The following is a 12,586-nucleotide window of genomic DNA, read 5'->3' on the forward strand; positions in this document are numbered from 1 at the left end:
GGCCTTGGGGTCCGAGGAAGGAGGTCGACGTGTGGCCATCAGCGAATGACCTCGACATCGTGGACATCCGGTACGCGCATCTCGAGACGCTCGGTACTGATGCTCTCGATACGCGCAGGGGCGGACCAGGCACTTTCCTCAAGCAGCAGGCGCCCCCAGCGAGCACGCGCATCATCACGCGCCGCCTCGAGCTTCTGGAGTTGCGCGTATTGGCCGCGCGAGAGATGGGAGCTTACGACGACAGCAGCGGCGGATCCCAGCAGGCAGATCATCAGCACCACGAAGCACAGATGACGCCAACGCATCTGGAACCTGATCGGCCAGTTCCCTCTCCAGCTGCCCTGCTGCTTGCGTCCCGCCATGCTGACTCCCTTATCACTCTGAACGCGGTGATCTGCACCACGATTTATCCCTGCGGGACGACCCGTCAATCCATGCATGTCAGGCATGCAACACCCGATGGCTGACGGCTTGTCCTGTTCATCGCCGCAACATGCCGGCCACACATCACTCGTGATGACCAGCGGTACCATCAGGCGACGACCGGCGCATTATGTCAGCTTGTGGCGTTGGTCGTTAAGCGTTGCGAGGCACCGACACACATGTCGCACAACACTACGTCCCCTTGCGAGCGCGCCTGCCAAAAGGCAGGCGCTGGGATGACCACGATACACGCCACGAACCGGGCGTTATTTCAGCTTCTCGGCGATGCGCATCACGGCGCTGCGTGAGCGTACGTTCGCCTGCACCTCGCTTTCGGAGGCCTTCTGAGCCTTGCCGACCAGCTTGAGGCGCTTGTTGAGTTGATCTTCGCGAATGGGCATGCCACGCGGCGCCTGATCGCCACGCGCCTTGTCGCGCATGAAGCGTTTGACGATACGGTCTTCCAGCGAATGGAAGCTGATCACCACCAGCCTTCCCCCCGGTTTCAGGGCTTCCAGGCCAGCATCCAGCGCGCGGGTCAACTCATCCAGCTCGCCGTTGACATGGATGCGGATCGCCTGGAAGACACGCGTCGCCGGGTGCTTGTGCTTCTCCCAGTTGGGATGCGCGTCCTTGATCAGGCTGGCGAAGTCACCGGTCCGCGTGATGGGACGCTCGGCGCGACGCTCGACCACCGCACGTGCAAGACGCTTGGCATAGCGCTCCTCACCGTAGGTCTTGAAGACCCACGCCATGTCCTCGGCACTGGCACGTGACAACCACTCAGCGGCACTCTCGCCACTGGTGGGGTCCATGCGCATGTCCAGCGGACCATCATTCATGAAGCTGAAGCCACGCTCGGCATCATCCAGCTGCGGCGAGGACACGCCGATATCCAGCAGAATGCCATCGAGCTGACCATGCACGCCTTCCCGCTCGGCATATTCGCCCAGGCGGGCAAATTCACCGGCGTGAATGGAAAAACGGGAATCCTCGATGGTGGCGGCTTCCGCCAATGCCTGGGGGTCGCGATCACAGGCGATCAGACGTCCACCGTCATCGAGACGCGACAGGATCAGGCGTGAGTGACCGCCGCGCCCGAAAGTACCGTCGAAATAGACACCGGAGACGTCCTGAATCAGCCCATCCACCGCGCCATCGAGCATGACACTGACATGCGCGAAGCGATCCGCAGCTTCGGATTCGGCGGCTGACATGGCAGCGGCTGATTCGGGAACGGAGGGAGCGCTGGGCTTGGACATGACGAAATTCGGGACCTTGGCACGCGTTGCGGGCAGTAAAGGCGGACGCCAGTCGTCTGGCGGTAGACCGCAGGAAAGCAGAGACATTCGCATGATTATCGATGGCACAATCGACAACCGGCGCCGGTCACGACTTCATGTCCGCCGCCATTGCAAATGGCCAGCCACGGAGCACGGAGCGGACGGCGCCGGTCATGCGGTGTCACATGTCAGCCCTGAACTGCGCGTTTCGCATCACAGGGCTGACATCTTAAATATTAGGCGGGAGACGGCCGATAAGCCGGGTCTTGTCGTGGACAGTCATTCATCTAGGCCCTGAATCACTTCAGGGCTCAAGCAACCAACCCGCCCCCACTGCGGGCAGCAGCATAGGGGGCCTATTTGGTCTTGCTCCAGGTGGGGTTTACCTCGCCGCGAACTGTTACCAGACGCGCGGTGCGCTCTTACCGCACCCTTTCACCCTTACCGGCCAGCCGAAGCTGACGTAGGCGGTCTTCTCTCTGCTGCACTTGCCGTCGGCTCACGCCGCCCAGACGTTATCTGGCACCTTGCCCTATGGAGCCCGGACTTTCCTCCCCCAGCTCACGCTGGCGGCGACTGTCTGGCCATCTCCCAAGCGCGCAAGACTATCAGTGTCACATCGTTTCCACAAGCTGGCGCTGCAGTGCACCTGGCCCGGAGGAACGCCGAAAAGCCAGATACGCCAAGCACTTGGAAAACACCTCTCGCTTACGCTTCTCGTGGTTCCGCCGCATCCTTCAGGGCTTGTGCCTTGGCATACCAGGCCTTCTTGCGCCCGCCGACCAGACGAGCGGCGATCGCCGCCATCTGCTTGACGCCGACCCCCTCTTCCCACAGCACCTTGAGAAGCGCATCACCCTCGACGCTGGCAGCCTCGTCGCCCTCACGTGCCGGAGCCCCTTCGATCATGACCACGAATTCACCGCGCGTCTGATCGCCATCCGCCTCCATCATCGCCAGCAGCTCAGCAGCCGTCCCGTCCAGGAAGGTCTCGAAGGTCTTGGTCAGCTCACGTGCCAACACGACTCGGCGCGCCCCGAGAACGTCGTGGATATCCTTCAACAACGCCTGGATACGGTGAGGCGACTCATAAAGCACATGCGTCGCGCTATCCTCACGCAGTGCCGTGAGGCGCGCCTGACGTGGCCCACCCTTGTGAGCGAGAAACCCCTCGAAGGTGAAGCGATCCGTCGGCAGGCCAGCAGCGCTGAGCGCGGTAATCAACGCGCAGGGGCCGGGAAGCGGGACTACCTTGAATCCGCGCTCCCGCAGCGCCCGCACCACGATGAAGCCGGGATCGGAGATCAGCGGCGTCCCGGCGTCGGAGACCAGCGCGACACGCCGCCCCGCCTCCAGGGCCTCGCACAGCTGATCGACCCGCCCGCGCTCATTATGGTCATGCAGTGACATCATGGGGACTTCCAGCCCCAGATGGCGCAGCAGACGGGCACTGTGGCGGGTGTCCTCAGCCGCGATCAGATCCACTTCGCCCAGCACCCGCGCGGCACGTGGGCTGAGGTCATCGAGGTTACCAATCGGCGTGGCGACCACGTACAATACGCCTTCAGAAGACTCAGACATTCAATGCTTCGACTCGTTGAACTCAGTGGTAGATATGGACGTCAGAGACAGCCGAGTGGCCTGACCACCTGCGGCAGACATGCCCGCACGAGCAGCCACTCCGAGACCCGTCTCATTCGTCATTGCAGTATTCATCCGTCATTACAGCAGCGGCGACGCGGGCCACGGCCTCCTCGCCCATCAGCCAAGGGACCGTCGTACATGGGCCAGACATGGAATCGTGCGCCTGACAACGTGCTGCGCACTGCGTCAACCATTCGGCACAAGAGCTTGCGCCTCCCGCGCACCAGCCTGCGCGGACTGGCCGGCATGGCCATCGCGGCACTGCTGCTGGCCGGGTGTGCCGGGCAGTCCTCCCGTCCCAGCGGACCGGGGGCGGACGCGCTGCTGGCTCAAGCGGAGCAACAACAGGGCCAACAGGCCGCCGGCACCCGACTGCAGGCCGCCGATATCCTAGCACGCAGCGGCGACAACGCGCAGGCGATCACCATCACCTCGGACATCGACCCCGCGAGTCTGGAACCCCAGCAACGCGTGCAATGGGCCCTGTTGCTGTCGCGCATCGCCCTCGAGCAGCAGGATGGCTGGAACACGATACTCGCCACGTCCGTGCTGGAAGACGACATCACGATGTCCAGCGGCGATCAGCGCACGCTGCGCAAGCGTCGCGGCCTGGCGCTCGGCATGGTCGGCGAACCTCTGGCCAGTGCCCAGACGCTGATTGCCCTGCAGGCGGACACTGATGACCTCAGCATCAATGACACCCTGTGGGAACAGCTCACGCGCCTGTCTCCCAGCCAGCTTGGCGAGCTGGCCAGCGCCAACGCCATTGCCAGCGGCTGGACGGACCTGCTGCGTCTGCAGCGGCGCTTCGGCGGCAACATCGACCAGATGTTTTCCGCCATCAACGACTGGGCGGATGCCAATCCGCAGCATCCGGCCGCACGCCAGATGCCGCAGGGCATCCTCGATCTGCGCGAGCTCTCCGGCCAGGAAGTCCGCAAGATCGCGGTCTTCCTTCCGCAGTCCGGCCCACTCAAGCGTATCGCGCAGGCAATTCGTGAGGGCATCGAGGCACGCCATCGCAGCGCCATCGACAATGCCGAAGCCACGCCGCAGCTGAGCTTCTTCGATACCTCAAGCGCCGATCTCAAGACATTGTATGCCCGCGCGACCATGGAGGGAGCTCAGGTCGTGCTCGGCCCGCTGGACAAGCAGCTGGTCAGCCAGCTCGAGACCCAGAACAGCCTGCCGCTGCCGACCCTGGCCCTCAATTACGGCACCCATGAGCGCAATCAGGCCGACAACCTCTTCCAGTACGGCCTGTCCGCCGAAGACGAAGCGCGCCAGGTCGCACTGCGCGCCTCACTTGACGGCCATCGTGGTGCCGCGGCCATGATTCCCGACAATGCCTGGGGTCAGCGCGTCTACAGCGCCTTCCGTGATCGCTTCGAGCAGGAAGGTGGCGACATCGTTTCCATCGAGCGCTACAACCCCAAGGGCCCGGTCAGTGAAGCGGTCAAGGATCTGCTTTCCGTCTCCAGCCAGGATCAGGCGCGCATGAAATCCGCCAAGAAATCCGGCAGCAAGTATGGCCGCGCCCACTCCGGCAACATCGACATGATCTTCCTGCTGGCGCTGCCAAGCTACGCTCGTCAGGTGCCGCCGATGCTGGACTTCTACTACGCGGGCAACCTGCCGATCTACGGCACCTCACACCTTTATGAAGGCTCCCCCCAGCCCGCTCAGGATGGCGACCTCAATGGCGTCAATTTCGTCGACATCCCTTGGGAAGTGCCGCAGGCCTCCTCCGGCGGCAAGGCCACTCTGCCGGAAGCCGATACCTATCGCGCCCTGTCGGATGCCTCTCCGCGCATGCTCAAGCTCAATGCCATGGGCGTCGATGCCTATCGCCTGGCACAGCGCGTTCCGCTGATGCTGGCCGGTGCCGGCGGGGAACTCTTCGGAGCGACCGGCAGTCTATTCCCGCGTCATGATGGACGCATCGAACGCACGCTGCCGTGGGCGGAGTTCAGAGGCGGCGTACCACGCCCGCCGCTGAAAGGCGCCAGCAGCCGCACCGTCGAAGCCTACACGCCCTGACATGGCGCGCCCTGGAACGACCGGGCAGGAGCCACCACAGCGTCGCGCGAGAGCGCGCGGCGCCGTGATCGAAGCCGAGGTCGAGAAATGGCTGTCAGCCAGAGGTCTCGTGCCTGTCACGCGCAATTCGCATGCCAAGGGCGGCGAGATCGACTTGATCATGCGTGATGGTGACACCCTGGTGTTCATCGAAGTGCGTTACCGCGCCAGCTCCCGGTTCGGCAGCGCACTGGAAAGCGTGACCGCCACCAAGCAACGCCGGCTGATCAAGGCCGCGCGTTTTTATCTGGCCCATCACGGGCTATCATGTTCCTGCCGCTTCGACGTGGTCGGCGTGGAGGGCCCTCCCCCTCTCGCCATTCACTGGATACGCCACGCATTCGAAGCGTTCTGAAGCCAACGACCAAGAGCCATCATGGATTTCCAATCTCGTATTCTCGGCCACTTCAACGCCAGCATCGACACCAAGACATACGCCAGTGAAGTGCTGCCGCCCTTCATCGAAGCGGCGAGTCAGATGATGGTCCAGAGCCTGGTCAATGACGGCAAGATTCTGGCCTGCGGCAACGGCGGCAGCGCCGGTGACAGCCAGCACTTCTCGTCAGAGCTGCTCAATCGCTTCGAGCGTGAACGCCCGAGCCTGCCGGCCATCGCCCTGACCACCGACACCTCGACGTTGACGTCCATTGCCAACGATTACAGCTACAACGAGGTGTTCTCCAAGCAGATTCGCGCCCTGGGCCAGCCCGGCGACATCCTGCTGGCCATTTCCACCAGCGGCAACTCCGCCAACGTGGTACAGGCCATCCAGGCGGCCCATGACCGCGACATGCGCGTGGTGGCACTGACCGGTCGTGACGGTGGCGACATGGCTTCCCTGCTGGGCAGCGAAGATTGCGAGATCCGCGTACCGGCGACCTCCACCGCGCGCATTCAAGAAGTCCATCTGCTGGCCATTCATTGCCTGTGTGATCTGATCGATCACCAGCTGTTCGGCAGCAACGAATAACGCCTTGCGACACACGGCGCTCACCAGGAGATTACGGCATGACGCCAAAGTACCTGCTTTCCCTCATGGCCACCGCCGGCTTTCTATCCCTTGCGGGCTGTACCACCGTGGCCGACCTGACTCACAGTGGTCCCATTGACGAGGACTACGGTGATCGCACTCTGGGCGCTCAAGTGGAAGACGAGAGCATCGAGACCAAGATCGAAGTCAATCTCGGCAAGATCGATGCGCGCTTCAATGACGCCCATGTCAACGTGAATGCCTACAACGGCATGGTCCTGCTGACCGGGCAAGTGCCCAGCGACGAGCTCAAGCAACGCGCCGCGGAAGTCGCCAAGGATGTCCGTCGCGTACGCCAGGTACACAACGCCCTGGAAGTCAGCGCCAATGCGCCTACCAGCCAGCGCGTCCAGGACACCTGGCTGACCACCCGCGTCAAGGCGACTCTCGCGGCCGATGCCAACATCGATTCCGGGCGCATCATGGTGCTGACCGAGAATGCCAGCGTCTACCTGATGGGCATCGTGACCCGCTCGGAGGCCGACCAGATCGTCAGCAAGGTCTCGGAAGTCGGTGGCATCCAGCGTATCGCCAAGGTCTTCGAGTATCTTGATTGACGTAGACCGCACTCCCTGACGTATGGGTGAAAACGACGACGCCCCACAGGCCTGGCCTGTGGGGCGTCGTCGTTATCAGCCCAAGAGGACTGAAGAGGAGTGTCCGCTTACTTGATGACTCGCAGCGACGGACGCCCCTTGCGGGGAGGCTTCGGCTGATCATCGCCGCCTTCCTCATCGGAGGAGGAGATGCTGCCGCCCTCCTGCTCCTCGGCACTCGCGACCTCATCGGCCGCCGCATCACCCCGTGACGCCTCCTCACCCTGCTCATCATCAGCAGCGCTGCTGGCACCACCGACACTGGCCAGAGCCGGACGTGAAGGCGCCTGAGCCTCCTCACCGGAGGTCGCCTCATCCGAGGCTGCCTCACCGAAGGCCAGGTCATCCGCACCCGGCATGACAGGCTCATGCCCGAACACCATGCCAACGCCATTCTCGCGAGAGTACAGCGCCACCAGCGCCGGTGTCGGCACGCTGACGTGCATCGGCTGACCACCGAAACGGGCATTGAAGCTGACACCCTCATTGGCGATGAGCAGATCACGCACGGCACCCGGCGCGATGTTCAGAACGATCTGGCCATTCTGCACGTGTTGACGCGGCACCTGAACGCCATCCTGCTCGGCATCCACCACGATGTACGGCGTATTGTCGTTATCCAGCAGCCACTCGTAGAGCGCACGTGCCAGATAAGGGCGACTGGAAAGCATGAGAGAACCTCTTGAACTGCAATGGATGTCACGATGACCGACGTCCTGCGACGCCGAGCTACAACTTGCGGGCACTGACACCACGTGACGGTCGAGACACCTGACCTCGGCCCCTCCCCGCCTCATGATCCGAGCCCGGAACCCACCCCGGGGTGGGTTCCAGCGACTCAAGCACCCCTTTCGGGATTGCTCAAGCGAATCAGATACGCATCTCGCGCTCTGCCTCGGAGAGAGACGCCTTGAAGGCATCACGATCGAACAGACGCTCCATGTAGTTCAGCAGCGGCTTGACCTGCTTCTCCGGCAGCTCGATGTTCAATGTCGGCAGACGCCACAGAATCGGGGCGATGCACGTGTCGACCAGAGAGAACTCGTCGCTCATGAAGAACGGCATGTCATCGAAGATCGGCGCGATTCCGATCAGGCTCTCGCGCAATTCCTTGCGTGCCTTGTCGGCTTCCTTCTTGGTGCCGTTCTGGATGGTTTCCATCATCGGCACCCACTCGCGCTCGATGCGGTGCATCCACAGACGGCTCTGGGCGCGCGCCACCGGATACACCGGCAACAGCGGCGGATGCGGGAAGCGCTCGTCCAGGTACTCCATCATCACCTTGGACTCGTAGAGGACCAGGTCACGGTCCAGCAACGTCGGCACACTGTTGTACGGGTTCAGATCAGCCAGCTCGGCCGGACGGTTGTCATCATCTACATCAATGACATCGACTGCTACACCCTTCTCGGCCAGCACGATCCGTACACGGTGGCTGAAGTGGTCGTCACCACCGGAGTAGAAGGTCATCGATGAACGCTTGGCCACAACACCCATGAAACTGTCCTCGCATCTGTTCGAGCCATGCCCGCGTCAGCTTTTGGCCTGACGAACGGGAATAAGTTTCCTCTGGGCGCCTCATCAACTGCGTGACGCGCCCAGAGGGTCAACCTTGCGTCACCCGCAAGCGACGCAAGCGGGCGCACGACCGATCAGCCGTGCGCCCGTCACTGCCTGCACGCCATTATCAATGAGCGCCACTCCGGGAGCCATCAATGAATGTCGCGCCAGTATTCCTTCTTGAGAAGATATGCCAGCAGAGTAAAGATCAGGATGAATATTAACACCTTGGGGGCCATGCTCTCAGCCTTGAGTCGCGATGGTTCGCCCACATAGGCCAGAAAGTTGGTCAGATCCCACACGGCCTGGTCGAATTCCTCTGCTGTCATGCTGCCCGGCGAGGTGATCTCCAGCACGTCGCAGGAGTCATAGTGCCCCGTTGCCGGGTTCAGCTCCGCTCCCGGAGGCACCAGGTCGCTCTGGGCGCAGACCTTTTCCTGAACGCCCTGCAATGTCTCCAGCACATTGGGCATCGCCACCAGCGGATAGACAGCATTGTTGACACCCCAGGGGCGCTCGGGATCGCGATAGAAGCTCTTCAGGTAGGAGTAGATCCAGTCCGTCCCGCGCAGACGCGCCTCGAGAGACAGATCCGGTGGCGGCGTACCGAACCAGCTCGCGGCGTCCTCAGTCTTCATCCCGATGCGCATGGTGTCATTGATCTTGAGTTCTGGCGAGAAAATCAGATATCGCTCGACCAGATCCTCGGGCATCTCCAGGTCCTCTGCGGCACGCGAATAGCGCTGATACTGCAGGCTGTGACAGCCGAGGCAATAATTGGTGTAGAGCTGCATGCCGCGCTGCAACGAGGGCTTGTCATGCAGATCCGGCTGCATCGACTCACGCACTGCCTCGCCCCCTGCCGCGCTGACAGCTCCCGCCCCCAGCAGGCCGGCCACCACCACGCCTGCAGCCAGTACATGCTTCAGCCAGTCCCTTGACCCACCCTTTTGCCCGCTCATCGGCCTATCACCCTGTCCGGCACCGCTCGCGTCTTCTCGAATCGCGTATACAGCGGCATCAGTATGAAGAAGGCGAAGTACGCCACCGTCGCGATCTGCGCGATGATCGTGCGCTCGAACGTCGGCGGCATCACGCCAAGCACCCCCAAGGTCACGAAGCTGACCACGAACACGAGTATCGCGATACGCGATAGCCAGCCCTTGTAACGGATGGAGCGCACAGGAGAACGATCAAGCCATGGCAACACGAACAGGATGGCGATCGCCAACCCCATCACCACCACGCCCCAGAACTTGGCATCGACCCCGAACAAGGGATAGTTCACGGCCCGCAACATCGCGTAGAACGGCGTGAAATACCAGACAGGGGCAATATGCTCAGGTGTCTTCAACGAGTTGGCCGGTTCGAAATTGGGCGTCTCGAGGAAGTAGCCGCCCCCTTCCGGGAAGTAGAAGATCACGGCACAGAACACGAACAGGAACACACCGACACCCACCAGGTCCTTCACCGTGTAGTAGGGATGGAACGGAATGCCATCCAACGGCTGGCCCGCCTCATCCTTCCTGTCCTTGATCTCGATGCCATCCGGATTGTTCGACCCCACCTCATGCAGCGCCACCAGATGCAGCACCACCAGCCCGACGATGACCAGTGGCAAGGCGATGACATGCAGGGCAAAGAAGCGATTCAAGGTAATGCCGGACACCAGGTAGTCGCCACGGATCATCTGCGCCAGATCCGCTCCGATGACCGGGATCGCCGTGAACAGCGAGATGATCACCTGCGCCCCCCAGTAGGACATCTGCCCCCAGGGCAGCAGATACCCCATGAAGGCCTCGGCCATCAACGCCAGATAGATGCACATGCCGAAGATCCACACCAGCTCACGCGGCGCTCGGTATGAGCCGTAGATAAGCCCCCGGAACATGTGCAGATAGATGACGACGAAGAATGCGGACGCCCCCGTGGAATGCATGTAACGGATCAGCCAGCCATATTCCACATCGCGCATGATGTATTCGATCGAGGCAAAGGCCCCTTCGGCGGTCGGGGTATAGCTCATGGTCAACCAGATACCGGTAATGATCTGATTGACCAGCACCAGCAGCGCCAGCGAGCCGAAGAAATAGAAGAAATTGAAGTTTCTGGGCGCGTAGTAGCCTGTCAGATGGTCCTGCAGCATCTGGGTGGCCGGAAAGCGATCATCGATCCAGCGCATGATGCCTCGCGACGCCTTGGCACGTTCTGGATTCCCCATCACACAGCCTCCTCATCGACGCCGATCACCAGCACCTGCTCGCTTTCATAATGATGCGGCGGCACCTCGAGATTCGAGGGCGCCGGCACTCCGGTGAACACGCGACCCGCGAGATCGAATTTCGAGCCATGACAGGCACACAGATAGCCACCCGGCCAGTCAGCGCCAAGATCCGCGGCACCCATCTCGGGTCGATAACCCGGCGAGCAGCCCAGATGGGTGCAGATTCCCACCAGTACCACGTACTCGGGCTTGATGGAGCGCAGGACAGCATCCACATAGGCTGGCTGCTGGGGACGGCGTGATTCGGGGTCCTGCAACTCGGCGTGCGGGATGGCCCGGATGTCATCAATCATCTCGGGGGTGCGACGCACCACCCATACCGGCTTGCCGCGCCACTCGATGGTCATCTGCTGACCCGGTGCCAGGCGCGAGATATCCGCCGTGACAGGTGCACCTGCCGCTCTTGCCCGTGCGCTCGGCTGCCAGGAAGCCAGAAAGGGCGTCGCGATGCCAACGGCGCCTATCGCCCCCACGACACTGGTCGCACTGACGAGGAAGCGGCGCCGCCCTCGATTCACACCTCGATTAGCCATATTGTTATTGTCTCCCGAACACCACCGCATGCTGCCAGACCATTCCCTTGCCGGGCACTTGACGCTTGACTGTATTAAAGGGCAAGAACCCACCGCTCACAACTCAAGAAAATCACTTTACCAGAAGCGGCTTTCTTCAATTGCGCTCGCACCATGCGCTTGACGCCCCTATCAAGATCGCAAAAAAAACGCCCAGCACCCTTTCGGGTACTGGACGTTCTTGTGGTCGACGCCTGTTCTCTTAACGCTTGGAGAACTGCGGACGACGACGGGCCTTGCGCAGGCCGACTTTCTTACGCTCGACTTCACGAGCATCACGAGTGACGTAGCCGGCGGCACGCAGTGCCGGACGGAAGTCCTCGTTGTAAGCCATCAGGGCACGAGTGATGCCGTGACGGATGGCGCCAGCTTGAGCGGAACCACCACCACCGGCGACAGTGACGTAGACGTCGAACTGTTCGGTAGTTTCGGTCAGCTCGAGCGGCTGGCGAACAACCATGCGACCTGTCACACGACCGAAGTAGTCGTTCAGGTCACGCTGGTTGACGGTGATTTTGCCGGTGCCCGGCTTCAGGAAGACGCGCGCGGTAGAAGTCTTGCGGCGCCCGGTACCGTAGTGCTGCTGTGTCATGGCGATGCTTCCCTCAGATGTTCAGTTCTTGCGGCTGCTGCGCAGCGTGCGGATGCTCGGCGCCAGCATAGACTTTCAGCTTGGACTGCATGGCACGACCCAGCGGGCCCTTCGGCAGCATGCCCTTCACCGCCAGCTCGATCACGCGCTCAGGCTTGTGCTCGATCATCTGGTTGAAGTTCATGGAGCGCAGGCCGCCCGGGTAACCGGTGTGACGGTAGTAGGTCTTGGCTTCTGCCTTGCGACCAGTCACAGCGACTTTCTCGGCGTTGATGACGACGATGTAGTCGCCAGTGTCAACGTGCGGAGTGTACTCGGCTTTATGCTTGCCGCGCAGGCGACGAGCAATTTCGGTAGCCATACGGCCCAGCGTCTTGCCGGCTGCGTCGACGACGAACCAGTCACGCTGGACGGACTGCGGCTTGGCAGTAAACGTCTTCATGGATGAATCACCTATAGTCGGGTCTTGCACTTGAGTGCGCGACCAATCCCTATTTTTCTTGGTTGTCCGACGCCTGGCAGT

14 protein-coding genes and 1 other RNA gene are annotated in these 12,586 nt (G+C 61.9%); 4 read left to right on the top strand and 11 right to left on the bottom strand.

The features are described from left to right. Positions 1-38: 38 nt before the first annotated feature. From ftsL to rsmI, 4 genes are all read right to left on the bottom strand, one after another. Positions 39-362: a cell division protein FtsL gene (ftsL, locus tag BFX80_RS13875; RefSeq protein ID WP_077371668.1), complete on the bottom strand. Its 324-nt coding sequence runs from the start codon at positions 360-362 to the stop codon at positions 39-41. Between the two features lie 327 nt (positions 363-689). Further along, positions 690-1,640 (bottom strand): 16S rRNA (cytosine(1402)-N(4))-methyltransferase RsmH, encoded by a 951-nt coding sequence (gene rsmH, locus BFX80_RS13880; RefSeq protein ID WP_077371665.1) that lies wholly within the window; start codon positions 1,638-1,640, stop codon positions 690-692. Between the two features lie 305 nt (positions 1,641-1,945). Beyond that, positions 1,946-2,298: RNase P RNA component class A (gene rnpB, locus BFX80_RS13885), an RNA gene on the bottom strand. A 116-nt stretch (positions 2,299-2,414) separates the two neighbouring features. Further along, positions 2,415-3,287, bottom strand: coding sequence for a 16S rRNA (cytidine(1402)-2'-O)-methyltransferase (gene rsmI / locus BFX80_RS13890; protein ID WP_084209214.1), 873 nt, complete (start codon positions 3,285-3,287; stop codon positions 2,415-2,417). A 201-nt stretch (positions 3,288-3,488) separates the two neighbouring features. Between rsmI and BFX80_RS13895 the strand changes: the two genes are divergently transcribed. The 4 genes from BFX80_RS13895 to BFX80_RS13910 are packed head-to-tail and all read left to right on the top strand — an operon-like array spanning position 3,489 to position 7,016. After that, a complete protein-coding gene (locus BFX80_RS13895) occupies positions 3,489-5,390 on the top strand; it encodes a penicillin-binding protein activator (RefSeq protein ID WP_084209215.1) in 1,902 nt (633 codons plus the stop codon). A gap of 1 nt (position 5,391) precedes the next feature. Then, the gene (locus tag BFX80_RS13900) at positions 5,392-5,784 is read left to right on the top strand and encodes a YraN family protein (RefSeq protein WP_077371656.1); all 393 of its coding nucleotides are present in this window, start codon (positions 5,392-5,394) and stop codon (positions 5,782-5,784) included. A 21-nt stretch (positions 5,785-5,805) separates the two neighbouring features. Further along, entirely contained in the window at positions 5,806-6,399 is a 594-nt protein-coding gene (locus tag BFX80_RS13905; protein ID WP_043332512.1) for a phosphoheptose isomerase, read from the top strand. Positions 6,400-6,437: 38 nt separating this feature from the next. Further along, positions 6,438-7,016: a BON domain-containing protein gene (locus BFX80_RS13910; RefSeq protein ID WP_077371653.1), complete on the top strand. Its 579-nt coding sequence runs from the start codon at positions 6,438-6,440 to the stop codon at positions 7,014-7,016. Positions 7,017-7,123: 107 nt separating this feature from the next. Here the strand turns inward: BFX80_RS13910 and BFX80_RS13915 are convergent, their stop codons facing one another. The 7 genes from BFX80_RS13915 to rplM all read right to left on the bottom strand — a co-directional run bounded on the left by BFX80_RS13915 (position 7,124) and on the right by rplM (position 12,505). Further along, positions 7,124-7,726 carry a ClpXP protease specificity-enhancing factor gene (locus BFX80_RS13915; RefSeq protein ID WP_084209216.1) on the bottom strand — a complete coding sequence of 201 codons (603 nt, stop codon included), beginning with the start codon at positions 7,724-7,726 and terminating at the stop codon, positions 7,124-7,126. Positions 7,727-7,925: 199 nt separating this feature from the next. Beyond that, positions 7,926-8,552: a stringent starvation protein SspA gene (gene sspA / locus BFX80_RS13920; RefSeq protein ID WP_077371647.1), complete on the bottom strand. Its 627-nt coding sequence runs from the start codon at positions 8,550-8,552 to the stop codon at positions 7,926-7,928. A 215-nt stretch (positions 8,553-8,767) separates the two neighbouring features. Continuing rightward, positions 8,768-9,577, bottom strand: coding sequence for a cytochrome c1 (locus tag BFX80_RS13925; protein WP_084209217.1), 810 nt, complete (start codon positions 9,575-9,577; stop codon positions 8,768-8,770). Next, positions 9,574-10,836, bottom strand: coding sequence for a cytochrome b (locus BFX80_RS13930; protein ID WP_084209218.1), 1,263 nt, complete (start codon positions 10,834-10,836; stop codon positions 9,574-9,576). The genes BFX80_RS13925 and BFX80_RS13930 overlap by 4 nt, the downstream gene beginning before the upstream one ends. Further along, positions 10,836-11,432, bottom strand: coding sequence for a ubiquinol-cytochrome c reductase iron-sulfur subunit (gene petA / locus BFX80_RS13935; protein ID WP_077371638.1), 597 nt, complete (start codon positions 11,430-11,432; stop codon positions 10,836-10,838). Before petA ends, BFX80_RS13930 begins: the two co-directional genes overlap by 1 nt. Before the next feature lie 241 nt (positions 11,433-11,673). Continuing rightward, a complete protein-coding gene (gene rpsI, locus BFX80_RS13940) occupies positions 11,674-12,063 on the bottom strand; it encodes a 30S ribosomal protein S9 (protein ID WP_043332522.1) in 390 nt (129 codons plus the stop codon). 13 nt (positions 12,064-12,076) lie between these two features. Then, positions 12,077-12,505: a 50S ribosomal protein L13 gene (gene rplM / locus BFX80_RS13945; protein WP_065392477.1), complete on the bottom strand. Its 429-nt coding sequence runs from the start codon at positions 12,503-12,505 to the stop codon at positions 12,077-12,079. Positions 12,506-12,586: the final 81 nt, after the last annotated feature.

Source organism: Cobetia marina (assembly GCF_001720485.1).
Lineage (GTDB): Bacteria > Pseudomonadota > Gammaproteobacteria > Pseudomonadales > Halomonadaceae > Cobetia > Cobetia marina.